The organism is Bradyrhizobium forestalis, assembly GCF_002795245.1.
Classification (GTDB): domain Bacteria; phylum Pseudomonadota; class Alphaproteobacteria; order Rhizobiales; family Xanthobacteraceae; genus Bradyrhizobium; species Bradyrhizobium forestalis.
Genome location: NZ_PGVG01000012.1, coordinates 1 through 25610 on the forward strand (window position 1 = coordinate 1; position 25610 = coordinate 25610).

General features: G+C 64.5%; 26 protein-coding genes and 1 tRNA gene. 19 read left to right on the top strand and 8 right to left on the bottom strand.

Features of this window, described 5'->3' with window-relative positions; genetic code table 11:
* Window positions 1-193: 193 nt before the first annotated feature.
* A complete protein-coding gene (locus CVM73_RS16230) occupies window positions 194-892 on the bottom strand; it encodes a winged helix-turn-helix domain-containing protein (RefSeq protein WP_167406874.1) in 699 nt (232 codons plus the stop codon).
* Between the two features lie 147 nt (window positions 893-1039).
* On the opposite strand from CVM73_RS16230, the gene CVM73_RS16235 reads away from it, so the two are divergent.
* From CVM73_RS16235 to CVM73_RS16245, 3 genes are read left to right on the top strand one after another with little or no spacing between them, the layout of a single operon-like run.
* Window positions 1040-1348, top strand: coding sequence for an NIPSNAP family protein (locus CVM73_RS16235; RefSeq protein WP_100233123.1), 309 nt, complete (start codon window positions 1040-1042; stop codon window positions 1346-1348).
* A 23-nt stretch (window positions 1349-1371) separates the two neighbouring features.
* Window positions 1372-1722 (top strand): antibiotic biosynthesis monooxygenase family protein, encoded by a 351-nt coding sequence (locus CVM73_RS16240; RefSeq protein WP_027574093.1) that lies wholly within the window; start codon window positions 1372-1374, stop codon window positions 1720-1722.
* Window positions 1723-1773: 51 nt separating this feature from the next.
* Entirely contained in the window at window positions 1774-2583 is an 810-nt protein-coding gene (locus tag CVM73_RS16245; RefSeq protein WP_100232969.1) for an isocitrate lyase/PEP mutase family protein, read from the top strand.
* A 217-nt stretch (window positions 2584-2800) separates the two neighbouring features.
* Here CVM73_RS16245 and CVM73_RS16250 read toward each other — a convergent pair whose 3' ends face one another.
* On the bottom strand, window positions 2801-3193 hold the full coding sequence (locus CVM73_RS16250) for a lipase chaperone (RefSeq protein WP_100232970.1): 393 nt from the start codon (window positions 3191-3193) through the stop codon (window positions 2801-2803).
* A gap of 165 nt (window positions 3194-3358) precedes the next feature.
* Here CVM73_RS16250 and CVM73_RS16255 point away from each other — a divergent pair, with 165 nt between their 5' ends.
* Window positions 3359-4003, top strand: coding sequence for a trimeric intracellular cation channel family protein (locus CVM73_RS16255; RefSeq protein WP_100232971.1), 645 nt, complete (start codon window positions 3359-3361; stop codon window positions 4001-4003).
* 46 nt (window positions 4004-4049) lie between these two features.
* Here the strand turns inward: CVM73_RS16255 and CVM73_RS16260 are convergent, their stop codons facing one another.
* Window positions 4050-5273, bottom strand: coding sequence for a c-type cytochrome (locus CVM73_RS16260; protein ID WP_100232972.1), 1224 nt, complete (start codon window positions 5271-5273; stop codon window positions 4050-4052).
* A gap of 283 nt (window positions 5274-5556) precedes the next feature.
* Between CVM73_RS16260 and CVM73_RS16265 the strand changes: the two genes are divergently transcribed.
* From CVM73_RS16265 to CVM73_RS16305, 8 genes are all read left to right on the top strand, one after another.
* Window positions 5557-9048: an indolepyruvate ferredoxin oxidoreductase family protein gene (locus tag CVM73_RS16265; RefSeq protein ID WP_100232973.1), complete on the top strand. Its 3492-nt coding sequence runs from the start codon at window positions 5557-5559 to the stop codon at window positions 9046-9048.
* 915 nt (window positions 9049-9963) lie between these two features.
* Window positions 9964-11121 (top strand): thiolase domain-containing protein, encoded by a 1158-nt coding sequence (locus tag CVM73_RS16275; protein ID WP_100232974.1) that lies wholly within the window; start codon window positions 9964-9966, stop codon window positions 11119-11121.
* Complete coding sequence (locus tag CVM73_RS16280; protein WP_100232975.1) at window positions 11121-11510, top strand: Zn-ribbon domain-containing OB-fold protein; 390 nt, start codon at window positions 11121-11123, stop codon at window positions 11508-11510. Before CVM73_RS16275 ends, CVM73_RS16280 begins: the two co-directional genes overlap by 1 nt.
* 220 nt (window positions 11511-11730) lie before the next feature.
* Window positions 11731-12591 carry a MaoC family dehydratase gene (locus tag CVM73_RS16285; protein WP_100232976.1) on the top strand — a complete coding sequence of 287 codons (861 nt, stop codon included), beginning with the start codon at window positions 11731-11733 and terminating at the stop codon, window positions 12589-12591.
* 178 nt (window positions 12592-12769) lie between these two features.
* Complete coding sequence (locus CVM73_RS16290) at window positions 12770-13648, top strand: SDR family oxidoreductase (protein WP_100232977.1); 879 nt, start codon at window positions 12770-12772, stop codon at window positions 13646-13648.
* A gap of 131 nt (window positions 13649-13779) precedes the next feature.
* A complete protein-coding gene (locus CVM73_RS16295) occupies window positions 13780-14733 on the top strand; it encodes a dihydrodipicolinate synthase family protein (RefSeq protein ID WP_100232978.1) in 954 nt (317 codons plus the stop codon).
* A gap of 4 nt (window positions 14734-14737) precedes the next feature.
* Window positions 14738-15535 (top strand): NUDIX hydrolase, encoded by a 798-nt coding sequence (locus CVM73_RS16300; RefSeq protein ID WP_100232979.1) that lies wholly within the window; start codon window positions 14738-14740, stop codon window positions 15533-15535.
* Window positions 15536-15801: 266 nt separating this feature from the next.
* Window positions 15802-18489, top strand: a complete 2688-nt coding sequence (locus tag CVM73_RS16305) for a PAS domain S-box protein (protein WP_100232980.1) — start codon at window positions 15802-15804, stop codon at window positions 18487-18489.
* Here CVM73_RS16305 and CVM73_RS16310 read toward each other — a convergent pair whose 3' ends face one another.
* The gene (locus CVM73_RS16310; protein WP_167406888.1) at window positions 18490-18843 is read right to left on the bottom strand and encodes a GrlR family regulatory protein; all 354 of its coding nucleotides are present in this window, start codon (window positions 18841-18843) and stop codon (window positions 18490-18492) included. It abuts the gene before it with no gap.
* Between the two features lie 260 nt (window positions 18844-19103).
* Between CVM73_RS16310 and CVM73_RS16315 the strand changes: the two genes are divergently transcribed.
* Complete coding sequence (locus CVM73_RS16315; protein ID WP_100232982.1) at window positions 19104-19601, top strand: hypothetical protein; 498 nt, start codon at window positions 19104-19106, stop codon at window positions 19599-19601.
* A gap of 60 nt (window positions 19602-19661) precedes the next feature.
* Here CVM73_RS16315 and CVM73_RS16320 read toward each other — a convergent pair whose 3' ends face one another.
* Entirely contained in the window at window positions 19662-20048 is a 387-nt protein-coding gene (locus CVM73_RS16320) for a VOC family protein (RefSeq protein WP_100232983.1), read from the bottom strand.
* A gap of 183 nt (window positions 20049-20231) precedes the next feature.
* Here CVM73_RS16320 and CVM73_RS16325 point away from each other — a divergent pair, with 183 nt between their 5' ends.
* From CVM73_RS16325 to CVM73_RS16335, 3 genes are all read left to right on the top strand, one after another.
* Window positions 20232-20804, top strand: coding sequence for a hypothetical protein (locus tag CVM73_RS16325; protein ID WP_167406889.1), 573 nt, complete (start codon window positions 20232-20234; stop codon window positions 20802-20804).
* A 162-nt stretch (window positions 20805-20966) separates the two neighbouring features.
* Window positions 20967-21485: a hypothetical protein gene (locus tag CVM73_RS16330; RefSeq protein WP_100232985.1), complete on the top strand. Its 519-nt coding sequence runs from the start codon at window positions 20967-20969 to the stop codon at window positions 21483-21485.
* Window positions 21486-21636: 151 nt separating this feature from the next.
* Window positions 21637-21713: transfer RNA gene (locus CVM73_RS16335), tRNA-Arg, on the top strand.
* 74 nt (window positions 21714-21787) lie between these two features.
* Here CVM73_RS16335 and CVM73_RS16340 read toward each other — a convergent pair.
* Complete coding sequence (locus tag CVM73_RS16340; protein WP_167406875.1) at window positions 21788-22753, bottom strand: AraC family transcriptional regulator; 966 nt, start codon at window positions 22751-22753, stop codon at window positions 21788-21790.
* Between the two features lie 357 nt (window positions 22754-23110).
* On the bottom strand, window positions 23111-23386 hold the full coding sequence (locus CVM73_RS16345) for a hypothetical protein (protein ID WP_100232986.1): 276 nt from the start codon (window positions 23384-23386) through the stop codon (window positions 23111-23113).
* Window positions 23387-23642: 256 nt separating this feature from the next.
* Between CVM73_RS16345 and CVM73_RS16350 the strand changes: the two genes are divergently transcribed.
* Both CVM73_RS16350 and CVM73_RS16355 read left to right on the top strand, forming a co-directional pair.
* Window positions 23643-24053, top strand: a complete 411-nt coding sequence (locus CVM73_RS16350; protein ID WP_100233125.1) for a DUF3775 domain-containing protein — start codon at window positions 23643-23645, stop codon at window positions 24051-24053.
* Window positions 24054-24094: 41 nt separating this feature from the next.
* Complete coding sequence (locus tag CVM73_RS16355; RefSeq protein ID WP_100232987.1) at window positions 24095-24559, top strand: host attachment protein; 465 nt, start codon at window positions 24095-24097, stop codon at window positions 24557-24559.
* A 29-nt stretch (window positions 24560-24588) separates the two neighbouring features.
* On the opposite strand, the gene CVM73_RS16360 is transcribed toward CVM73_RS16355, so the two are convergent.
* The gene (locus CVM73_RS16360; RefSeq protein ID WP_100232988.1) at window positions 24589-24852 is read right to left on the bottom strand and encodes a hypothetical protein; all 264 of its coding nucleotides are present in this window, start codon (window positions 24850-24852) and stop codon (window positions 24589-24591) included.
* Window positions 24853-25154: 302 nt separating this feature from the next.
* On the opposite strand from CVM73_RS16360, the gene CVM73_RS16365 reads away from it, so the two are divergent.
* Window positions 25155-25601 (top strand): hypothetical protein, encoded by a 447-nt coding sequence (locus tag CVM73_RS16365; RefSeq protein ID WP_100232989.1) that lies wholly within the window; start codon window positions 25155-25157, stop codon window positions 25599-25601.
* Window positions 25602-25610 lie beyond the last annotated feature (9 nt).

The following is a 25610-nucleotide window of genomic DNA, read 5'->3' on the forward strand; positions in this document are numbered from 1 at the left end:
CTCGTCCGCACAAATCTCATGCACAGACGGCCGATCAACAACTTGCTCGAACTACGGCAATCCGTCCCAATCAACCAAAATCAGTTGAACCTTGGACTATACTTCCAATGAACCGGACAGCCGTGGGTCAAGCCCGGCCGTGACGAGAGCGTCCAATCACACGCAAATGTGCGATTTCATGCGGCTCGCGTGATCAGTCCTGCCCGCTACCGAACAGCGCAGCGAACTGCTTCTCGCCGGTACGCGTGAAATTCACGACGCGGCTGCCGGGCGTGGCATCGCGCGCGGCCCATTTCAGCTCAGCGAAGCGCTGCATCAAGGCCGCGCCCAGCGTGCCGGCGAGATGGTGACGCCGCTCGCTCCAGTCGAGGCACGCCTTGCACACGGGGCGGCGTGGGTGGCTGAGCATGTCGGGCGAGATCTGCAGATGCTTGGCGAGGAAGCGCTCGCCCTCGGCCGTGAGCTCGATGTCCTGCTTCCTCTGCCTGACCAGCTGCCGCTGGCGCAGGGAGTCCAGCATCTGCACGCCGAGATCGCCAGCGAGATGGTCGTAGCAGATCCGCGCGCGCCGCAGCGCAGGGTCCTTCGGTCCGGTTCGCACGCGCATGTGGCCGGTCCGCGCGGCAAGGCCCGCAAGCCCCTCGAGCACGCCGGCGACGTCGTCGTCGGTGAGGCGGTAGTAGCGGTGCCGGCCCTGCTTCTCCGGTTCGACCAGCCCGCCGGCCTCGAGCTTCGAAAGATGCGAGCTCGCGGTCTGCGGTGTGATGCCGGCCTCCTGCGCCAGCTCGCTGGCAGTGAGCGCGCGGCCGTTCATCAGCGCCGTGAGCATATTGGCGCGGGCGGGATCGCCGACCAGCGAGGCGACCATGGCGATGTCGGGACCTGATTTCATGCTTCGATGGTAGCCGAAGCATTGTGGTCGGGCAAGGGCGTAGCGTGTTGTTACGAACACGTCATTGCGAGCGAAGCGAAGCAATCGAGAAGCTTCAGCGGCGACGGTGTTGCTTTGCTCGCTGCCACGGCCAATCAGGAGCCCATCATGTCCGTCACCGTCTTCATCCGTTACCAGCTCGATCCCTTCAAGCGCGCGCAGTTCGAGGAATATGCGAAGCGCTGGCTCACCATCATCCCGAAATGCGGCGGCGACCTGATCGGCTATTTCATGCCGCATGAGGGCACCAACAACATCGCCTTCGGACTGATCAGCTTCGAGAGCCTGGCGGCCTATGAAGCCTATCGCACGCGGCTGCGGCAGGACGCTGAGGGCATGGCGAATTTCCACTTCGCCGAGGAACACAAATTCATCCTCACGGAAGAGCGCACCTTCCTGCGCAAGGTGGTATTGTAGTCCACCAACAGCAGGAGATGCCCATGATCGCCGTGATCTTCGAGGTCTGGCCCAAGCCGGAACACCGCCAGGACTATTTTGACCTCGCTGCCGACCTGAAGCCACTGCTGCAGACCATCGACGGCTTCATCTCGGTCGAGCGCTTCGAGAGCCTGACCGAGAAGGGCAAGATCCTGTCGGTGTCGTTCTGGCGGGATGAGGCGGCAGTAGCGGCCTGGCGCAACACGATGGAGCACCGCCGCACCCAGGCAAAAGGCCGCGCAAAAATCTTCGCGGATTATCATCTGCGCATCGCCAGCGTGATCCGGGACTACAGCATGACCGACCGCGAGCAGGCCCCGAAGGACAGCCGCGCCGTACACGACGCGCACTAGCGGAGTTGAAAACGCGCGCCTATGTCTGCGCGGCCAACAAGGGAGAGAAACATGCATGTGACGACCGCTGACAAGCGCGCGACGTTCAGGAAGATGCACGAGAGCGGCTGCTTCATTTTGCCGAACCCGGTCGATGTCGGCAGTGCGAAAGCGTTGCAACATCTCGGTTTCAAGGCGATTGCGTCATCGAGCGCCGGCTTTGCCTGGACCATCGGCAAGGCGGACAATCACGTCAGCGTCGAGGACGTCTGTCAGCATCTGGCAGCATTGAGCTCGGCCGTCGACATCCCCGTGAACGCCGATTTCGAGGGCGGCTTTGCCGTCGAGCCGGACAAGGTCGCCGACAATGTCGAGCGCTGCGTGCGTACCGGCGTGGCGGGCCTGTCGATTGAGGATTCCACCGGCGACAAGGACAAGCCGCTCTACGACCGCGCGCTGGCGGTCGAGCGCATCAAGGCCTCGCGCAAGGCGATCGGCGACAGCGGCACGCTGCTGGTCGGCCGCTGTGAGGCGTATCTCTGGGGCGTCACCGATCTCAAGCTCGTCATCGACCGGCTCACCGCCTACGCGGATGCAGGTGCCGACTGCCTCTATGCGCCGGGCCTGAGGAGCCGCGAGGACATCGCCGCGGTGGTGAAGGCTGTCGCACCAAAGCCGTTCAATCTTCTGATCGGCGCGTCCGGCCTGTCGCTGCAGGAAGCCCAAGATCTCGGCGTGCGCCGGATCAGCGTCGGCGGCTCGCTCGCCCGCGCCGCCTGGGGCGGCTTCATGCGTGCGGCAAAGGAGATGGCGGAGAAGGGAACGTTCACAGAGCTTGGCAGCGGCTATCCCGGCGGCGAGCTCAACAAGATGTTCGGCTGAAGAAGATGCTCAGCTGAACGAAAAGCGGCGGGACGGTCAGTCCCGCCGCTCTCTCATCCTTTCGGTGTCATTCCCCGCCTCGCGCGCACTTGCGCACGGGGGCGGGGAATCCAGTACGCCGCGGCTTTTCGGTTCAATCGATACCGTCTCGGAGTACTGGATCGCCCGGTCAAGCCGGGCGATGACAGTTGTGTGCTGCGCGATGGCAGTCGCGTTGTTACTTCGCGCCGTCAGACGGACTCTGTGTATCCGGGGCCGGTTTGCTCGGTGCAGCACCCGTGGTCGTGCCCGGCTCGGTGTTGCTGCGCGGCGTTACGTCACGCATGCCGGGAGGGGCGGCCGGGTTGGCCGGCGCCGTCTGCTGAGCAGTTCGCGAAGCCGGCTCGTTGCTCGCCTGGTTGCTGGTGGTCGTGTTGTTCAAGCCGTAGAACACCGCGCCGAGCACCAGGGCGACGGCCACGGCAAACAGCGCGATCCTGCCGCTGGAGGCAGGGCCTTCGCCAAGCTCGGGATCGGCCTGAAGGTCGGCATCCCGGCGTGCCGCGCGAAGATACTCATCGTCGGCGAGGTTCGGGCGATACGGATCGTTGGGAAAACGGTCGTCAGCCATCGATTGGTCTCCTCGGGTTATGACCCCGGGACAACCCTCAGGTGCGAGATTCTGTTCCGCGCCACCCAATGCTTTCGTCGCATGTTGCTCCGGCGGCGGGAATCGGGAACCTGTTTGCTCGGGAACTGGACGCGAGTTCCATGGCCGCGACGAGGGACGAAGCTGATGTGGAGCCTGCCGCCGACCGATAGCGTGCTGCACTTTCTGGCGCTCATCGCCATCACGGCTGAGGGCATGACGGCGGCACTGGCCGCGGGGCGGCGCAGCATGGATTATGTCGGCGTTTGTCTTCTCGCCTGCATCACCGCGCTTGGCGGCGGCACGCTGCGCGATCTGTTTCTCGGTCATTATCCGCTGGTGTGGGTGGCCAACCCGATCTACCTCGCACTGCCGGGTGGGGCGGCGCTGCTGACCATCCTGATCGCGCGGCTGGTGCATCGGTTGTACCTCGCCTTCATCGTGCTCGATGCCATCGGCCTCGTCGTCTTCACCATGATCGGCTGCAACGTCGGCTGGCAGATGGATGCTTCGCTGCCGATCGTGATCGTCTCGGGCATGGTGACGGGCTGTGCCGGCGGGGTCTTGCGCGACGTGCTCTGCAACGACGTGCCGCTGCTGTTTCGATCCGAGCTCTATGCCAGCGTCTCGGTCGTGACAGGATTGTTCTATGCCACCGCCTTCGGCCTCAATCTCAATGCCGAGCTCTGGACGATTCTAACCTTCGTGCTCGGCCTCAGCTTCCGCCTGCTCGCGGTGCGCTACAAATGGGAGATGCCGAAATTCGTGTTCACGGGGGATGAGGGCAAGTAGAGCTCTTTCTTCGCCTCTCCCCGCGTGCGGCCGCAAGCGGGGGGACTTACTCCGCCTTCCTCGCCTTCGCCACCTGGGCTGGCGTCACCAGCGGGCCCGCATTGCCCCAGGAATTGCGGATGTAGTTCGTCACCGCCGCGATCTCGCGGTCGGACAATTGCTTGGCATAGCCCGGCATCTCGCCGGTGTTGGGTGCGCGCGGCGTCGTCACGGTGTGGGCACCGTCGAGGATGATGCGCAAGGTGGAGGATGGATTGATCGATTGCAGCAGCGCATTGCCCGGCAGCGGCGGGTAGATGCGCGGCGCGCCCGAGCCGTCGGCCTCGTGGCAGGCGATGCAGAGCTTTGCATAGACGGCCTGGCCGGCCTTCATCTCGGCATCGTCGGGCGGTGTCACGATTGTCTCGCGCCGGGCCGGCGGCAGGCTCTTCAGATATAGCGCGATCGCGCGTACATCGGCATCGCTCATCTTCGAGGTCGAGTTGACGATGACCTCCGCCATTGGCCCGCCGGCGTGGCTCTTGGCGTTACGCCCGCTTTGCAGGTACTCCGTAATGTCCTCCTCGCTCCACGATTTCAGCCCGGTGCGCGCGGCGCCATCGAGCCGCGGCGCAAACCAGCCGCCGATCTCATTGCCGGATAGCGCCTGCGCGTCCCTGTCGGCGCCGAAATAGTTCTTGGGCGTGTGGCAGGCGCCGCAATGACCGAGCCCGGTGACGAGATAGCCGCCTCTGTTCCAGGCCGCGCTCTTGCTCTGGTCCGGCTCGAACAGGCCGGGCTTGAAGTACATGGCATTCCAGATCCGCATCAGGCCGCGATAGCCGAACGGCCAGCGCAGCTCCGGCGGCTTGTTGGGGCTGGTGACGGGCGCAAGCGTGCCGAGATAGGCCCGGATCGCCAGCGTGTCGTCCTTCGTCATCTTCGTGAAGTAGGTGTAGGGGAAGGCCGGGTAGTAGTTCGATCCGTCCGGCGCGACCCCGTAGCGCAGGGCGCGGGTGAAATCGGCATCCGTCCAGGCGCCGATGCCGGCGTCGCGGTCCGGCGTCAGGTTCGGCGCATAGACCGCGCCGAACGGGGTGTCGATGCGTTTGCCGCCCGCGAAGGGCCTCTCCGGATCGGCGGTGTGGCAGCCCGCGCAGCCGCCGGCCTCGACCAGCGCCTTGCCATAGGCGATCAACTCCGGCGATGGTTCGGCGGCACGGGCCGCGCTTCCAACCGCACTGCACAACGCCAAACCCGCAACAGCCAAGCCAGCCAGAATCGTTCGCATCGAAAGCCTCTCCTGCGACCAATCGACCTCACCTGCGTGAAGGGAGCGTCAATTCATTTCGCGACGGCGGGGGGATGGTGACACAAATTGAAAATGCCCGACGCCTTTGCAGCCACGAAATTGCGATTTTTACCCGGCGCTCGCTTTGGTCCAGATTTGTGATGCGTCGCGTTAAATATCCGACATAGAGTGGCGGCGGTGGTCGGCGCGCCCTAGCTAAAAACAACGGGAAGGCAACGGCTTAAGTCGGCAAGACCTGAACAGGGCGGCAAAAGAGGACAGTATGGGCATCAACCAGGGTCCGATCAGTCTCGATCAAAAATACACCCAGCAGACCGGACACGTCTTCACCACGGGCATCCAGGCCCTGGTCCGGCTGCCGATGGCCCAGATCCGGCGCGACCGCGCCAACGGCCTCAACACCGCGGGCTTCATCTCCGGCTATCGCGGCTCGCCGCTCGGCGGCTACGACCAGCAACTCTTCGCCGCCCGCAAGCATCTCGAACAGTACAACATCAAGTTCCAGCCCGGCGTGAACGAGGACCTCGCCGCAACCGCCGTCTGGGGCTCGCAGCAGCTCAACCTTTCGCCCGGCGCCAAATACGACGGCGTGGTCGGCATCTGGTACGGCAAGGGGCCCGGCGTCGACCGCTGCGGCGACGTGTTCCGTCACGGCAATGCCGCGGGCTCGGCCAAGAACGGCGGCGTGCTGTGTCTTGCCGGCGACGATCACGGCGCAAAATCATCCACGGTTCCGCATCAGTCCGACCACGCCTTCATCTCGGCGCTGATGCCCTATCTCTATCCCTCGAGCATCCACGAGATGATCGAGATGGGCCTGCTCGGCATCGCGATGTCACGCTATTCCGGCTGCTGGGTCGGCATGAAGGTGATCACGGAGACGGTGGAGACCACCGCCGAGATCGACCTCACCGACGAGATGAAGCCCTTCATCATCCCGACCGATTTCGAGCTGCCGCCCGGCGGGCTCAATCTGCGCTGGCCCGACGACCGTTTCGAGCAGGACCGGCGCCTGCAGGACTACAAGGGCTTTGCCGCGATCGCCTTTGCCCGCGCCAACAAGGTCAACCGCGTCACCATGGATTCGCCGAACGCGCGCTTCGGCATCATGGCGTCAGGCAAGAGCTACGAGGACGTGCGCCAGGCGCTGCGCGAGCTGGGGATCACCGAGGAGGTTGCCGCCAAAATCGGCTTGCGTCTCTACAAGATCGGCATGCCCTGGCCGCTCGAGCCGGAGGGCGTGCGCCAGTTCGCCGTCGGGCTCGAGGAGATCTTCATCGTCGAGGAGCGCCGCGAGATCGTCGAGAACCAGGTCAAGCAGGAGCTGTTCAACTGGCGCGACGACGTTCGCCCGCGCATCGTCGGCAAGATGGACGAGCACGACAAGCGCTTCCTGACCTTCGCCGCCGAACTCAGCGTCGCCTCGCTTGCGACCTCGCTCACCGAGCGGCTGCTTCGACTTAATCTCAACCCCGAGATCGCGGAGATGCTCCGCGTCAAGGCCGATTGGTTCAACGGCCGTCAGGCCACCCAGATGCAGGCGGTCGCGCCCGTCTCCCGCACTCCCTATTTCTGCTCCGGCTGCCCCCACAACACCTCGACCAAGGTCCCAGAGGGAAGTCGCGCGCTCGCCGGCATCGGCTGTCACTTCATGGCGCTGTGGATGGACCGCTCGACCGAGACGTTCACCCATATGGGCGGCGAGGGCGTGCCGTGGGTCGGCATCGCGCCGTTCACCAACGAGAACCACATCTTCGCCAATCTCGGTGACGGCACCTATTTCCATTCGGGCATTCTCGCGATCCGCCAGGCGATCGCCTCCAAGGCCAACATCACCTACAAGATCCTCTACAACGACGCCGTCGCCATGACCGGCGGCCAGCGCCATGACGGCGATCTCTCCCCGCAGAAGATCATGGCGCAGCTTCATGCCGAGGGCATCAGCGAGATTTACCTGGTGTCCGAAAATCCCGACGCGTATCCGGCCAATACCATCGCGCCCGGCGTGAAGAAGTATCACCGCGACGAGCTCGACAACGTCATGAAGATGTGCCGCGAGTACAAAGGCACCTCGGCGATCGTCTTCGTGCAGACCTGTGCCGCCGAGAAGCGGCGCCGCCGCAAGCGCGGCCTGATGGAGGATCCGGCACGCCGCGTCATGATCAACCCGGCGGTCTGCGAGGGCTGTGGCGATTGCTCGGTGCAGTCGAACTGCATCTCGGTCGAACCGCTGGAGACCGAGTTCGGCCGCAAGCGCGCCATCAACCAGTCGTCCTGCAACAAGGACTATTCCTGCCTCAAGGGTTTCTGCCCGTCCTTCGTCACCATCGACGGCGGCGCGCCGCGCCACCGCGCACCTAGCGAACTCGCCGAGATCGGCGAGCTGCCCGAGCCGGCCTCGCGCCCGACTCTCGATAAGCCCTATAACATCGCCGTCGGCGGTGTCGGCGGCACCGGCGTGCTCACCATCGGCGCGCTGCTCGGCATGGCCGCCCATATCGAGGGCAAGGCCTCGATGATCCTGGACATGTCGGGCCTGGCGCAAAAGGGCGGGGCGGTGCTCAGCCATGTGCGGCTATCAGACCATCCGGCCGAGGTGACCTGCTCGCGCATCGTCACCGGCACGGCCGATCTCGTGCTCGCCGCGGACGAGGTAGTCGCGGTCGCCAAGGACACCATCTCGCTCTGCGACCCCAGCCGCACCCGCGGCATCATCAACAGCCACGTCATTCCCACCGCCGACTTCATCCTCAACCGCGACTTCAACTTCCAGACCCGCAAGCTCAATGCGGTGCTGGAGACGGCGCTGCACAAGGGCTCCGTCTTCTTCGATTTCACCAGGCCCGCCGAGCAGCTGCTCGGCGACAGCATCGCCACCAACATGATGATGATGGGCTATGCCTATCAGAAAGGCCTGCTGCCACTCTCCGCGGAATCGATCGAGCAGGCCATCGAGGTCAACGGCGTCTCGATCAAGATGAACAAGGAAGCCTTCCGCCTCGGCCGCCTCGCGGTCGCCGATCCCCAGCGCCTCGCCGACATGCTGAAGGGGACCGACGAGGTGGCTGCACCGAAGACGCTGGATGCGATGACGCTGGACGAGATCATCGAGCACCGCGCCAAGCATCTGGTCGCCTACCAGAACACCCGTCTCGCCAAGCGCTATCGCAAGCTGGTCGATCAGGTTCGCGATGCCGCCAAGCAGGGCGGCTACGGCGATGCGCTGCCGCGCGCGGTCGCGGTGAACTATGCCAAGCTCTTGGCCTACAAGGACGAATACGAAGTCGCGCGCCTCTTCTCCGATGGCGCTTTCGAGCAGCAGCTCCGCGACCAGTTCGAGGGCGACTTCAAGTTCAGCTTCAACCTCGCGCCGCCGATCCTGGTGAGCGGTGTCGATGCCTTGGGCCGCCCGAAGAAGCGCGCCTTCGGCCCGTGGATGCTGAACGTCTTCCGCGTGCTCGCAAAGTTCAAATTCCTGCGCGACACCCCGCTCGACATCTTCGGCCGCAGCGCCGACCGCAAGCTCGAGCGCGACCTGATTGCCGGCTACGAGAAAGATGTCGCCACCGTGCTCGGCCTGTTGTCGCCCGTGACGATCGACACCGCAGTGGAGCTCTTGTCTCTGCCCGACCGCATCCGCGGCTACGGCCCGGTGAAGGAGAAGGCGGTGGCGGACGCCAAAACCCGCTACGCCCAGCTCGCCGCGGATTTGGCGAGCCCGCCATCTGCGCCAAGGCAGATCGCAGCGGAGTAGACCCAGTAGCCCGGGTGAGCGAAGCGACACCCGGGGCGGTGCTTGCGGTATCCCGGATGTCGCTTCGCTCATCCGGGCTACGCCTACGGCACCTACGACACCATCCCTTGCGTTGCCCGCCGGGCAAAACATCATGCCGTGGGTCAATCCGCGCCCGCAAAAACATTCCGCTTTACCGAAATTCGGAATTGGCGTATCCACCCGCCCACCTCATCCCCTCAAAAGGGGCGTATCGCGATCGTCACGAAACGCGGGGTGAGCGGCGGTGGACGCGGGCTGCGTCGCACGGGCAATCGTCTCGTGCACACGACAGGCGCGGTCTCGCGTACGGCAAAATCGTGTGGTCCTGACGCCCGGGGTCTGTGCGTCAAGTCTTGCGGTTACTTGCAAGGCGACGGGGGCAATAGTGCATCGCTCCCCGGGGAGAGCGCGACATAAGCCGTAAAACCACTGCGCAGGGAAGGCCGGATGTTTGGCCGCACCTGTATGCCGCTGTGCATCTGTTCTTCGCGCAATTCGCGCACAGCGGACCGTGGGTGCCCAGCCGGCACCCGGTCTTCCCTGCGCCCTCTGTTTTGAGAGGGGAGCAAGACGGACGCAAGGCTCGGGCGAGAAGTGCCGCGAGGATGCGAGGGTGTGCCTGCAACGCAAGCTCTCGTGCCCCGGACGCTGCGCAGCGCCACTTGGCGGTGCGCTGCTGAGCCGGGGCCCATCTCGCAACGAGGACGCGGTGGCATGGGTCCCGGCTCTGCGCAGCAACGCTGAAGCGTTGCAGCACGTCCGGGACACGAGAACGTCCCCCACTTGCGCCAACCCGCTGCCCTCTCGCGGGGCGGAATATTTCCGCGCTTGCCAATCAGGCCGGTGCGGTTCAGAAAAAAGAGCCAAGAAGAAACGCGAGCGGAGACCTGAAGTTTGACCATCAAGGGCAAGGCCTACATTGCCGGGATCTACGAACACCCGACCCGGCATGCGCCGGACAAATCCACCGCCCAGCTCCATGCCGAGGTCGCCAAGGGTGCGATCGAGGATGCCGGGATCAGCAAGGACGATGTCGACGGCTATTTCTGCGCGGGCGATGCCCCGGGCGGCGCCTGGCCGATGGTCGACTATCTCGGCCTGAACACCAAGAAGCTGCGCCACATCGATTCCACCGAGACCGGAGGCTGCTCCTACATCATCCATCTCGGCCACGCGGCCGAGGCGATCGCCGCGGGCAAGTGCTCGATCGCGCTTGTTACGCTCGCCGGCAAGCCGCGCACGGGCGTGATGCCGCCGCGCGCGGCCGGCGCCGAGGCCGATTTCGAGTCCGCTTACGGCGCGACCACGCACAATGCCTATGGCATGTGTGCCATGCGCCACATGCACGACTATGGCACAACCTCCGAGCAGCTCGCCTGGATCAAGGTCGCGGCCTCCCATCACGCGCAATACAATCCGCATGCGATGCTCAAGGACGTCGTCACCGTCGAGGACGTCCTGAACTCGCCGATGATCTCCGATCCCCTGCATCGCATGGATTGCTGCGTCGTCTCCGACGGCGGCGGCGCGCTGATCGTGACCACGCCGGAGATCGCGAAGAGCCTGAAGAAGCCGCAGGTGCGCCTGATCGGCCATGGCGAAGCCATGAAAGGCCCGCGCGGCGGCAAGGATCTCGACCTCACATACTCCGCCGGCGTCTGGTCCGGCCCCCGCGCGTTCGAGGAAGCCGGCATCACGCCGAAGGACATCAAGTACGCCTCGATCTATGACAGCTTCACCATCACCGTCTTGATGCAGCTCGAAGACCTCGGCTTCTGCAAGAAGGGCGAAGGCGGCAAGTTCGTCGCCGACGGCAATCTGATCTCCGGCGTTGGCAAGCTGCCGTTCAACACCGACGGCGGCGGTCTTTGCAGCAACCATCCCGTCAATCGCGGCGGCATGACCAAGATCCTCGAGGCTGTCAGGCAGCTGCGCGGCGAGGCGCATCCGAAGGTGCAGGTCAAGAACTGCGATCTCGCCATCGCCCACGGCACCGGCGGCCTCTTGGGTGTTCGCCACGCCGCCTCGACGGCCATTCTGGAGCGCGTGTGATGAGTGAAGCAAAGAAATATCCGACTCCGGTGACGAACCCCGAGACCGCGGCGTTCTGGGATGCGGCGAAAGAGGGCAGGTTCATGATCAAGCGCTGCACCGCTTGCGGCGAAGCGCATTACTTCCCGCGCTCGATCTGCCCGTTCTGCTACTCCGACAAGACGGTGTGGGAGCAGGCCTCGGGCGAGGGCACGATCTACACCTACAGTCTGATGCGGAAGTCGCCGACCGGGCCCTACGCCATCGGCTACGTCACGCTGAAGGAGGGGCCGTCGGTGCAGACCAATTTCGTCGACTGCGATCTCGAAAAGCTCAAGATCGGCCAGAAGGTGAAGGTGGTGTTCAAGGCCACCGATGGCGCACCGCTGCCGTTCTTCACGATGGCCTGACGCGAAGCAAGATGTAACCCTCTCCCCTTGTGGGAGAGGGTGGCAGCCGAAGGCTGCCGGGTGAGGGGTCTCTCTCCACACGAAAAGTGTCATTGCGGAGCCAACCCCTCACCCGAGTGAGTTTGTTGCAAGAGCGGTGCGGCCCTCTCCCACAAGGGGAGAGGGCACATTAACGAGCGCGGCTGCTCGCTGAGACAAATGCCGGGAGGAAACCAGAAAAATGTCCGCCAGATACGAAGAGCTCAAAGCCCTCAAAAACATCGGCCAGAAATACGCCTACACCGACCGCGAGGTGATGCTCTACGCCTACGGCATCGGCCTCGGCGCCGATCCCATGGACGAGAAGGAGCTCGCCTTCGTCAACGAGGGCACGCTGACGCCGCGGCCGCTCAAGGTGGTGCCGACGTTTGCGTCCGTTGCCGCCTGGGGCTCGGGTCCCGGCGAGATGAATCTCAACCGCGTGATGGTGGTCGACGGCGAGCGCGACATCACCTTCCATCAGCCGCTGCCGGTGGCCGCGCGCATCACAGCCGACTCCTCCGTCCTCGAAGTCTACGACAAGGGCAAGGACAAGGGCGTCGTCATCGTTCACCAGACCGTGCTGAAGAACGAGAAGGGCGAGAAGCTGGCAACGCTGGTCGCCTCGCGCTTCGCTCGCGGCGACGGCGGCTTCGGCGGGCCGAACCTGACCCAGCCGGATCCGCACAGGATCCCCGCGCGCGCACCCGACAAGACCATCGATATCACCACGCGCCCCGACCAGGCGCTGGTCTATCGCCTCTGCGGCGACCGCAACCCGCTGCACTCCGATCCCGAATTCGCCAAGAAGGCCGGCTTCCCGCGCCCGATCCTGCACGGCATGTGCACCTACGGCATCACCTGCCGCGGCGTGCTCCAGACCTATGCCGACTACGACGCCTCCGCCTTCCGCCAGCACGTCGCGCGGTTCTCTTCCCCGGTTTATCCGGGCGAGACCGTGACCATGGACCTCTGGAAGGACGGCAACGTGATCTCGTTCGAAGCCAAGGTGAAGTCGCGCGGCGTCACCGTGATCAAGAACGGGAAGACGGTGCTGGGTTAGCAACAGGCGACGGCCGTCGTCTCCCTCGCCCCGCTCTTGCGGGGAGAGGGTGGGGTGAGGGGCTCTCACCACGAGCTGTGACGGTATTGAGACCTGTACCCCCTTACCCGATCGCTGCGCGATCGACCTCTCCCCGCAAGCGGGGAGAGGTGAAAAGCAAAAACAGGGAGAAGCCACCATGGGACTACTCGACGGCAAGGTTGCGCTGATTACCGGCGCCGGCGGCGGGCTCGGTGAGGCCTATGCAAAGCTGTTCGCGCGGGAAGGGGCCTCTGTCGTCGTCAACGACCTCGGCGGGCCCCGCGACGGCTCCGGCGCCGACACCTCGATGGCCCAGCAGGTGGTGGACGCCATCAAGGCTGAGGGCGGCAAGGCCGTCGCCAACGGCGCCGACATCTCCACCATGGAGGGCGGCCAGTCGGTGTTCGACGACGCCATCAAGCACTTTGGCCGCGCTGACGTCCTGGTCAATAACGCCGGCATTTTGCGTGACCAGACCTTCGTAAAAGCCTCCGAGGCCGACTGGGACAAGGTGATCAAGGTCCATCTGAAGGGCACCTTTTGTTGCACAATGCCGGTGTTTCGCTGGATGCGGGAAAACGGCGGCGGTGTCATTGTCAACACTTCCTCGACATCAGGGCTGATCGGCAATTTCGGCCAGACCAATTACGGCGCGGCCAAGGGCGGCATCTGGGGCCTGTCCAACGTGCTGGCGATCGAGGGCCGCAAATACAACATCCGGATCTGGACGCTCGCTCCGGGCGCCCTGACCCGCATGACCGCAGACCTGCCCCGCTATAAGGAGAACCCCTCGGCGGCGCTGGGGCCGGACGGCATCGCGCCGGCCGTGCTATACATGGTCAGCGATTTGTCGGGCGACCAGACCGGCAAGGTGCTGGGCGTGTCCGGGCCCCGCGGCGTGCGCGAGATGCGGATGATGGAAATGGAAGGCTGGAAGCCGCCGCACTCGGGCTGGAAGGCCCAGGACATCGCCGATCATGCCAGGGAGATCTTCTTCTCCGAGGAGCAGATCAAGATGGGGGCGCGGCGGTTTTAGCCACACTGTCATTCCGGGGCGCGACGAAGTCGCGAGCCCGGAATCCATAACCCCGGCTTGTGGTTATGGATTCAGGGCCTGTCCCTTCGGGCCATCCCGGAATGACGAATAAAGAGAGACAAGGAAAGACGATGAGACTCACCGCCGACGCCAAGGGCACCTTCGCAATCGCGCCGACGCCGTTCCACGACGATGGCCGGATCGACGAGCGCTCGATCGACCGCCTGACCGATTTCTACGAGGAGGTCGGCTGCGACGGCGTCACGGTGCTCGGCATCATGGGCGAAGCCCCCAAGCTCGATGCCGCCGAGGCCGAGCAGGTGGCGGTGCGCTTCGTCAAGCGCGCCAAGAAGATGCAGGTGATCGTCGGCGTCTCCGCGCCGGGCTTTGCCACGATGCGATCGCTGGCCAAGGCCTCGATGGATGCGGGCGCGGCCGGCGTGATGATCGCGCCGCCGCCGTCACTGCGCACCGACGATCAGATCATCGGCTATTTCAAGCAGGCGGCGGAAGCGATCGGCCCCGACGTGCCCTGGGTGCTCCAGGACTATCCGCTGACGCTGTCGGTGGTGTTCACGCCCGCGGTGATCCGCAAGATCGTCATGGACAATCCGAATTGCGTGATGCTCAAGCACGAGGACTGGCCGGGCCTCGAGAAGATCTCGGCGCTGCGCAATTTCCAGAAGGATGGCTCGCTGCGGCCGCTCTCGATCCTCTGCGGCAATGGCGGCCTGTTCCTTGATTTCGAGATGGAGCGCGGCGCCGACGGCGCCATGACCGGTTACGCCTTCCCCGAGCTTCTGATCGACGTGGTGCGCCTGTCGAAGCAAGGCCAGCGCGATGCCGCGCACGATCTGTTCGACGCGCATCTGCCGCTGATCCGCTACGAGCAGCAGCCCGGCGCCGGCCTTGCCGTGCGCAAATACGTGCTGCAGAAGCGCGGCGTCATCGCCTCCAGCGCGCAGCGCAAGCCCGGCGCGACCATCACGGCGGCGGCGCAGGCGGAGGTCGAGTACCTGCTGTCGCGCGTCGCCCGTGTCGACAAGCGGGCCAATCTCGGCCCGCAATCGAGCGCCGCAGGTTAGTTGCATGGCCGAGACATCAGCATCCCGCCCGGCGTCGACGATCCTCCTGCTGCGCGACGGCGCAGCACGGGAAATCGAGGTCTTCATGATGGTTCGCCATCATCAGATCGAGTTCAACTCGGGCGCGCTGGTGTTTCCCGGTGGCAGCGTCGATGCCGGCGACAAGGAGATCGTCGCCCGCTCCGACCTCTATTCGGGCGGCGAGGCCTTGAGCGAAGCGGACCGCGGCTTTCGGATCGCCGCGATCCGCGAGACGTTTGAGGAGAGCGGCATCCTGCTGGCGCGGTCGAAGGAGACGGGCACGCCGGTCGATGCCAAACGCGCCGGCGAGATCGCCGATGCGCACCGCGTTGCGCTCAACGAGCACAAGATCAGCTTCCGCGACATTCTCGCCGACAACGGCCTCCGGCTCGCGCTCGACACGCTGGTGCCTTACGCGCACTGGATCACGCCGGAGGGTATGCCCAAGCGCTTCGACACCTGGTTCTTCCTCGCTGCGGCGCCGCCCGATCAGCTCGGCGCGCATGACGGGCGGGAGTCCACCGATTCGATCTGGGTCTCGCCGCGTGAAGCGGTGGCGGGCGGCGAGAGCGGCCGGTTCAAGCTGCCATTCCCAACCACGCGCAATCTGATCCGGCTCGCCAAGCAGGGCAGCGTGAGCGCGGCGCTCGACCATGCCCGCGGCATGTCCATCGTCACCGTGATGCCGGTCATGACCAAGACCGAAACCGGCCGCCAGCTCCGCATCCCCCGCGAAGCCGGCTATGACGGCGAGGTGTTCGAGGTCGGTGCGGTCGGCTAGGATAGTTCGACAACAAACGAAGTGTCAGCGGCTGCAGACGCGCCAGGTTCCGTCCGTCGCGAATGGACGGGACGCAGCAGCGTGGCCTTCCTGGGTGAAGCCTTGAGCCGGCCCGCAGGGCAGCCAGCGTCAAACTGTCGTAAGGCGGAGGCTGAAGAGGACGGCAGGCCCCGATATTAAGGATATTCCGCGTCCCGCGGCATGTTCCCCCCGGGCGGCAATACGTCGTATATTGGGTCTCCAGCAGCCCGGTCCTCAAACCACCAATGTCCGCCGAATTGACGCCGCCCCCTGAGAAAAGGCGAACATTCTCGCTCTCCATCGGCCAGCTCACCTTCGGCAGCTTTCTGTTGGTGCTGGCGGTGATCATCGTCACCTCGACCGCGAGCGTGATTGCGATCCGCCACATCGACACGACCTTCGCCGAGTTGCAGCGGCTGCAGAGCGTCGGCGACCTCGCCGAGGACATCGACCGCCGCATGAACGAGCTGCGTCTTGCCGCGCGCGATTTCGTCACGGATCCCGGTGCCGGCATCCAGTTCCAGCAGGTGGGCGAGGCGGCCTCGACCCTGAGTGACATCCTGAAGAAGACCCGCATCGAGCTCGCGCCCGAGCAGCAGGACATGATCGACGGGGTCACCGAGCGCCTTGCGACCTATCGCACCGGCCTCGAGCGGATCTCCACCCTGATCGACCGCCGCGCCCAGCTGCTCGCCGGCCTGCCGCCGCTGCGCGACCAGTTCGACGCGGCGATCTCCGGCACCGCCGACCGCGAGCTCGCCTCGCGCCTGTCCGAGGCGCAGAGCCGGATCGCGCTCGGATTGCTCGCGCGCAACCCGTCGGCGGCCGAGCAGGCCGCACAGGGCATGCGTGCGATGGATATCACCGATCCCAAGCTCAAGGTGGCGGTGAACGATTATGCCGAGGCGATCATGGCGGTCGCCGTCCGCGAGCGTCAGATCGCCGACATCGACCGCGAGGTGCTCGGCACCGAGGGCCGGCTGATCGGTCGCGTCACCGAATTGTTGCGCGAGGTCAGCGCCCGCCGCGGGCACGTGCTGTCGCGCGATTTTGCCCGTACGCTGACGGAGGCGCGATGGCAGAGCATCGTGCTCGGTACGGTGGGCGTGCTGATCGGCATCGGCGCTGCGTTGTTCGTGGTGCGCAGGACGGTGCGTCCGCTCGCCCAGATCGCCCGATCCATTCGCGCGCTTGCGGCCGGCCGGAAAGACACGTCGATTCCGTCCGCCGACCTCGACAACGAGATCGGCGACATCGCGCGGGCGGCCGAAGTGTTCCGCCGCGCGCTGGAGGAGGCCGACACGGCGCGCGAGGCGGCGGTGCGCGCGCTCACCGAGCAGCGCCTCGCCGAGGAGAGCTACCGAAAACTGTTCGAGGGCTCGGTCGACGGCATCTATGTGACGACGCCGGCCGGTGATCTCCTGAACGCCAATCCGGCCCTGGCTCGGATGATGGGCTATGACAGCCCGCAGCACCTCATCGACAGCATCAACGACATCGCCCACACGATCTACGTCCATCCCGAGGCGCGCGCCGAGTACCAGCGGCTGATGGCGCGCGACGGCATGGTCCGCGAGTTCGAGTATCAGGTGCGCCAGCGCAGCGGCAACATCCTCTGGCTCTCCGACAGCGCCACGGGCGTGCGGGACGAGCAGGGCAACATCGTCCGCTACGAGGGGACGCTGCGCGACATCACCGATCAGAAGCGCGCGGAAGACGCCATCGCCGAAGGCCGGCGCCTGCTCCAGCAGGTCATCGACACCGTGCCTGCGGTGATCAACGTCAAGGACCGCAATCTGCGCTACGTGCTGATGAACCGCTACATGGCGGGCATCTTCGGCATCGAGCCCGGCGATGCGCTCGGCCGCACCACGGCCGACCTGATGTCGCGCTATGGCGCGGCCAAGTCCGACGAGAGCGACAAGAGGGTGCTCAAGCTTCGCAAAGGGCTCGGCTTCTACGAGGAGGAGTACAAGGACGCCTCCGGCAACATGCGGCAATGGCTGGTCAACAAGCTGCCGCTGCTCGATGCCGAGGGCGAGATCGAGCGGATCGTGACCGTCGCGCTCGACATTGGCGAGCGCAAGCGCGGCGAGCAGGAGATGCGCAAGGCCAAGGAAGCCGCCGAAACCGCGTTGCGCAATCTGCGCGAGACCCAGGCCTCGCTGATCGAGGCAGAGAAGCTCGCCGCGCTTGGGCGCCTGGTCGCCGGCGTCGCCCACGAGGTCAACAATCCCGTCGGCATCAGTCTCACGGTCGCCTCCGCGCTGGAGCGCAAGACCGCGATGTTCACCGCCGAGGTCGAGCGCGGCGAGCTGCGCCGCTCCACGCTCAACGACTTCCTCAGCACCAGCCGCGATGCCTCCTCGCAGCTCGTCTCCAATCTCAACCGCGCCGCCGAGCTGATCCAGTCGTTCAAGCAGGTCGCCGCCGACCGCAATTATTCGGATCAGCGTACTTTCGATCTCGGCGACCTCACCGAGCAGGTGGTGATGAGCCTGCGGCCGGGCCTGCGCAAGCACAATCTGACGCTCAACGTCGAGTGCCAGCCGGACTTGACCATGAACAGCTATCCCGGCCCGTACGGCCAGGTGCTGACCAACCTGTTTCTCAATTCGGTGGCGCACGCCTTCCCGGACGGCCGGCCGGGGACCATCGAGATCCAGGCGCGCGAGTCCGGCAAGGACAATGTCGAGATCATCTTCTCTGACAATGGCTGCGGCATGTCGCTCGACGTCCGCCGCCGTGCCTTCGATCCGTTCTTCACGACACGGCGCGACCAGGGTGGCACCGGCCTCGGGCTGCACATCGTCTACAGCATCGTTACGAACCGGCTCGGCGGGCGGCTTGATCTCGATTCCGAACCGGGCGGCGGCACCCGTATCCAGATCATCCTGCCGCGCGTGGCGCCGCTCGAGCAGGCTGCGGAATAGCTAATCGACCTCTGCGAGCTTATGCAGGGTGGCGCCGAAAATCAGACTGGCCTTGCCGACCAGCGCTGTGCCCGTCATCTCCGCGCGCGTGTCCGTGTAGGTGCCGCTGACGCCGATGCCGACTGGGGCAGGACCGCCGAACAGCGGATTGTCATCGCCCCGAGGCGACGTGTGCCGTTGCACCAGCACCTCGCCTTTGAAGGTGTTGTTGTCCTTCACCGTGTAGCTGCCGGTGTAATAGAGGTAGGCATCGCCGCCAAGAATCTTGCCGTCGCGGAAGAGAATCACACCGCTGCCCTTGCCGACTCGACCATCGAGCAGGGTCACGTGAATTGAATAGAGGCCGTTCTTCATAACGTCCCGCAGGCCGGCCGCCATCGCCCAATGGCGTTACCGGTCGGCTTTTATGCCAAAGCCCATCCCCTCGCGCAACGCGGCAGATTGCCGGCCGGTCGCGGGATCCTGCAGCAGCGAGCCGTAGTTGTCCCGGCTTGTGCGTGACACCGTCATGACGCTCTGATGGTGAGGCGAGGCCCGACGTTGCGAATCAGAGTTGGCCCGCGAAATGCATAACCATTGTTGCACCGGCCGCGGGGTGCTGGAGCAAGACGAACGTGACCAACTGGATCGATTCCGGCGGCGATGAGCCGTGTCTGTACAGTGTGCGTCCCACGAATTGCAAAAGCGAACAACAGCGGATTGGCAGTGCGATACGCCGGCGAAACCTGACAAGGCTGGTGTGCGCCTTGGCCTTGATTGCGTTCGCAGCTCCCTTTGGCCACGCGCGCGATCGCGGGCAGTTCGTCAACACCAATGCCGAGCTGAAGGCATGGTTCGACAGTCTGCGCAGCGGCAAGGGGCCTTGCTGCTCCGATGCCGACGGCTCGGCGCTCTCGGACGCCGATTGGGACAGCAAGGACGGGCACTATCGCGTCCGCATCCCGCGCCATGGCTACGCGCTCGATGGGCAGCAGCAGGAACTCGTCTGGGTCGACGTGCCCGAGGAGGCCGTGATTTCGGAGCCGAACCGGGTGGGGCGCACCATGGTCTGGCCGATCTACGGCTACATGGGCGTCACCATCCGCTGCTTTATGCCCGGTAGCATGACTTAGCCCCACGGGGCGTCACGTCGCCCCGGTGGGATATCCGAGACGACCCAACGCCGCGTCACATCAGGTGTATTTCTTGTCGCGCTCGAGCAGCTCGATGGAGATGCCTTCGGGGCCGCGGATGAAGCAGATGCGTACGCCGGGCCGGATGGTCGTCGGCTCGCGCGTGAACGTGACGCCTTTGGCCTTGATTTCGGCGGCGACGGCGTCGATGTCCTTCACCGTCAGACCGAAATGGTCGAGACCCTGATGCGGATGCGGGGGCGGCGGGTTGACGGTGCTGTCGCCCTCGAGCGGTGCGATGAAGATCCTGGCTCCGCCGAGGTTCACGTCGATCCGACCGGGGGCTCGCACGATCTCGCCGCCAAGGATGTCCCGCAGCCATACCGCCGTGGCCTCCGGATCGGGGCTGCGCAGATGGACGTGATCCCAAGTGACGGCGAATGGCATTTCATATTCTCCCAACGGGGGTCTTTCGATGTTGCGGCGCATGTTAGCGGCCACGGCCGGTGCTCGCCACCGCCCTTGCCGACTCGCATGAAGCGCGGGAACCTTAGTTCCTCTGCTGGATTAAGGTAAGCAGTGACCGAATCCATCGTTGATGGTGCTTCGGCTGCGATCGGTGATGCTACCATGAATGCCAGGCGCGACCGGATCGGATTGGGGCGCTTCGCCGCGACCAGCGAACGACTGGCGCACGCCGTAACGATTGCGAGCGTCTCGTTTGGTCGCAGCCTTCTGTGGCTGCTGGCGGCAATCATCGCCGGCTGCGGCATGTGGATGCTGCTGCCTCTTTCCAAAGGCAATAGTGCTGAGCCGGTGAGGGCGGAACTGGCGGCTGTTGAGGCGGCTCCCCCGGGCGATACGTCCGCAGTGGCCTCGCCGGCGTCCGGAGCTCAGGTGCCGGTCGCAGCAGAACTCGGTCGTCTCAGGATCTCATCGCAGACCTGGCGCCGCGGCGGCCTTGGCTCCAAAGCCCTGGTGACGTTCACGCTGCGAAACGACAATGACTATGCCGTAAAAGATGTCGAGATCGTCTGCGCCTTCACGCGGCGCGACGGCAGTCATCTTACCGACCGCAGCCGCGTGCTGGCGGATTCGGTCAGTATGAAGAGCCGCAAGACCTTTGCGCATATTCCCGTCGGCTTCGTTAACGTGAATGCCGATCAGGCAAAGTGTTCGCTGGTTGCAGCGCGCCGCGCTTGAAGACGGCGTGTTCCGGTAGCGGAAAAGTTACCCTCATGGTCCTTGGCCAAAAAACCATGCATCGCCATTTGAACCGAAGGGCTGGGCCAGGAACCAATTGAAAGATCGCCTGTTGAGGCGGAGAGAGCCCACGCGGGGAATGCGGGGGGCGGAGCACGGCCAATGCCCATCCTTAGGTATTTCATTTTTGTCGGTGGAGCCTTGCTCGCACTGCTGTTCGTGGCGGATTTCGTTTTCCCGGCGGCGCCTGTAGTGCAAGCCATCGTGACCGCAAGCAACGACCAGCCTCTGATCCGAATCCGGTCCGATCGTCATCTGCCTGAGCGCGTCGTGCTCGATACCAGCCAGCCGACGATTGCCGCACCCGCGGTAAAGACCGCCGCTGTCGCGGCTCCCCAGCCGCCGGTACAGGAGGGCCTGTCGCCGGCTTTCGCCGAAATGTCGGCCAAGACGCGGGTGCGCGAGACGTTCGCCCAGTTCACGCCGGCGCCGCGGGCCGAGACCGCCGCGGCCAGGAAGTCCGAGGCCGCTCAGCCTCAGATCTCTCAGGCTCAAGCTTTTCCGGTGCAGACTCAGCCCAAGCGCAAGATCGTGAGGACGCATCCGGCGCCGCAGCCCGGCCGTCCCATGATGCAGGTCGCTCAGCAGCCGCATTTCGGCCTCTTCAACGCGACCTGGTGACGGCGTCTTCGACCCGCTTCGATGGAGGCGGGAAGGGCTTTTTATTGGCCGGCCTCTCTGCTAATTCGAACCGATCCGAACGCCATCCGGTGTGCTGGTTCGTCGCCAGCGCCGGTCGGGCGAATTTCGGTGGCCCCGTACCCGGGCCAGGGCGCTCGTAGCTCAGCTGGATAGAGCATCGGATTTCGATTCCGAGGGTCGGAGGTTCGAATCCTTCCGAGCGCGCCAGTCCTCGGTTTGTTCCAGATATGTTCCGAAACGGCGCTGGCGTCGGGGCAGTGTCGCGAGGCCTGCGGTGTCCATCAGCCCGCCCAGACACCGCTTTGCCGGCCGCGTGCCAGCGTGTCGGAGGGCGCCTCATGGAAGGTCGCGCGGTAGGCTGCGGCAAATTCACCGAGGTGATGGAAGCCCTGGGCGCGTGCGCAGGTGGCAACGGTAGCGCCGCCGCCCTTGAGGAGGCGGGCGCGGGTCGCCCACAGCCTCTTCAGGCGAATGTACTGGTGCAGGCTCATGCCACGCACCTTGCTGACGGCGCCGCCGAGAGTCCGGATCGAGACGTCAAACTCGCGGGCGAGATCGGCCGTATAAATCGGAGCGGTCGGATAGGTCGCGACGTAATCGTCGATGCCCTGCACGAGCTTGATCGCGCGCTCGCTCTGGACCGAGGCGCTCCGATCCGAGATCGAATCGATCCGAAATAAATCGTCGAGCGCGAGCAGCAGGCCTTCCTGGAGATGGGCCGCAACTTCGGTGGTTTCGAACAGGCGCGGCTGCACTGATGCGGTGCGCAGAATGTCGAGCAGGAGCTGCCGCGTGTGGAGCAGGGCGGGCCGGTTCGCGACATGGGCCCGCAAATGGTCGGCGTGGTCGAACCAGCCCCGGTCTCTCAGCCCGGGGGAGAAGATGATCATGGCATGATGATTGGTCCGGGGCTCGACGAAATGGCACTCATCGTTGCCGTGGAGCGCAACGAAGAAGCGGGCGTCGAGATCCACTCCCTTGAAGCTGGCCTGAAGATCGTCGGTCATCGACAGGATCACCATCCCGCCCGGCATCCGATAGGCGGTGTCGAGGATGCGCGCGAATGATCTCATCACGATGATGCGGCACGCCGGCAGGGAGACGACGGCGCGGGCCGCCGCGAAGTTCGGGATGTCGAGCGGAATGCTTCTCGCATCCTCCATCGTCTCGACCGGCCGAAACGCATCGACGTCGGAAAAGCCGATCAGTTGAAGCGCGGAGGATGGAGCGAGGTTGTCGAACAACATGGTTCTGGCCGGCCGCGGAAATGAGACAATCAAATAAACGTCGATGCATCGCCATCAATGGCGAAACATCGCGTTTCAGTAAACCGGATTCCGGGCCGTAGTATTGCGGACATCATGGCATGAAGTTCGCCGGATCAATGTCACCGTCAACGTTCTCGGCTCATCAGTTCGCCGGACGAGGGCAATGAAATACTGTCCGCATGCAGGCGCAAAGCTTCGTCGCTTCGTTATTGTAGAATGACGGGATCGACTGACTTCATCTTTGATCTGGATCAGATCTGAAGGGCCGCAGGCCAGTGGCGGCCGCGCAAGACGTGATCTGGCAAAAGCGAAGGGGCCCGAGGGCCCCTTCAAACGTCACCAGCGGCGATATCCGTAATAACCATAGTAGCGCGGACCGTAATAGCGCGGCCCATAATACCTCGGGCCGTAATATGGCCGCGGCCCGTAGTACCCATAGTAGTTCGGGCGCCACCAGCACCGCCCCCAGGCGTTGCAGACCATGCGGACCTGCTCGACGCCGGAGACCTGCGGTGTCGCAGGTGCGGGCGCGATGGGCATGGCGGATGCCGCCGACGACGCCGCGAGGGCGCCGAACAGGGACGCGGCGACGAGGCCAGTCTTGAAATTCATGATGTTGTCCTCCGCTTACGCGACGCAGAATATCGAAGTTGTTCTGCCCAAATTGTGGCGGAACCGAAATGTAATACTGATGAACAAACCTTCAGCGAGCCGGCCGGCCCTGAATCCCAGCCCGCCAACTGGCCTAGGCCGCAGGGCGATGCCGTGCCTTGGACCTTGATCTTGCGCAATTCGCAAGTTTGTCTTGGCTCCTAGTGTCGCCGACATGGCAGCGGCGTGGGGCCAGCTGCCGGGTAAGGTGATCTGGATGCGAGTCATTCCAAATCTGTCGATCTCGCCGGAGAAGGTCTTCTTCGTCATCTCGAAATCGCGCCGGTCCGACAGCGAAGCGGCGGGGGGTGGTGTCGTCCTGGACTTCGGCGACGACGACATGAGCTACGGCCGCGGCGGACGCGGCCAAACCACCGACCGTGCGGAGCTCGTCGGCTTCATCCGCGCTCTCAATGTTGACGAGCAGATCGATCTTGTGGCGCTGACCTGGCTCGGCCGCGGCGACGGCGATCTCTCCGATTGGCGCGAACTGCGCGCTCAGGCCGCGCAGGCGCACAACCAGCGCACTGCCTCCTACCTGATCGGCACGCCGATGCTCGCCGACTATCTGGAAGAGGCGATGACGCAATTCGGCAAGCCCTTCGAGGAATTCGAAGAACAGCTCTGATGCCGGATGCGGCGTCTGCAAGACGTCAAGGAGAAGTTGTGATGGACAAGATGAGAATGGCCAAGGGTGACTGGCTGGTCGTATGCGACGGGCGTAAGGCGCTCATTCTGGAGAATCTCGGCGACGGGATGTTTCCGAATCTCCACACCAGAGAAGTGCACGAGCAGCAGCCTAACCCTTCGACCGCCGCGCAAGGCAGCGATGCCCCGGGCCGATTGCATCCGGCGGCCGGAGGGTCGCGCAGCTCGGTCGAGCAGACCGATTGGCACGACGAGGCCGAGCGCGCCTTCTTGCGGGAATTGGCCGGTCGGCTCGATGCCGCCGTCAGCTCCGGCGAGACCAAGGCTCTGACCTTGGTCGCCTCACCGCGCGCGCTCGGCATGATCCGCGCCGACTATTCGGACGCGGTGCGCAACGCGCTTCAGGGCGAGGTCTGCAAGGACCTCGTCAAGCTGCCTGTCTACGAGATCGAGAAGCAATTGCTGCTGTCGGGCGCCGCCAAATAGGCACGCCCGCGGGAGGGACGCGCGGCGCCTCAGTAGCAGGGGTGCCGCCGGCCGTCCTGGCCGATATAGGCGGCCGCGCTGCGGTAGCAGTGGTTGGTCGACGGACCGTCGTAATAGGCGAAGGTGCCGGGAGTGATGCCGGGTCCGTAATTGTGCAGATAACTGATCGGATAGGGCAGCGGGTTGGCGTAGGAGCGGTGGTACCGGTGATGTCCGCGCGCCTCCGCGAGGCCAGGGACCAGGACCGCAGTCGTCAGGGCCGCAACCGCGGCTACAAGCGTCAACTTGCTCATCTCGATTCTCCGGAATCCGCTCGAATAGGTCGGCCATCTATAGCAATTTCGAGTGGTCAGGCATCGCTCCAGAGGCCCGAAATCATGGCCAATCCTGCAGATTTCCGGGAAGGTGTGACCGAATTGCCGGACATGCGGTTGAAAGCTGCCCATTTTTGGCCTTTTCGGGATGCTTAACGAATTCCCCACACAAGTATGACCAAAGAGTATTCGGTTAAGATCCTGTCGCCGGCCCCAGGGATCATCATTTGAGGGTCCTTCGAGGCCGGTCCATTCCTGAAGGCCATCGCCGTCACCTCGCCATGCGCATCACGCTTCTGAGCCTGCTGTTGCTCTCCGCCGTCATCGCCACGCCGGCGCGCGCCGAGTTGCACATCACCCGCGACCATGGCGGCTATGTCGAGGAGTACAAGGCCAAGTACAAGCGCGTGCGCGAGAAGGGCGAGCGCGTCATCATCGACGGTATCTGCAATTCGGCTTGCACGCTCGTGCTCGGCATCGTGCCGATGAACAAGATCTGCGTGACGCCGCGCGCCAGCCTCGGCTTCCACCAGGCCTATTACGACAAGGCCTTCACCTTCGGCATCAAGGTCACCAGCGCCGAAGGCACCTCCGATCTCATGTCCTACTACCCCGACAAGGTGAAGGACTGGATTCGCCGCAATGGCGGGCTCACCACAGACATGAAGAAGATCAAGAACGGGGTCGAGCTCTGGAAGATCATCGACCCCTGTCCGGAAGAATGGTGAGCGGCTGAG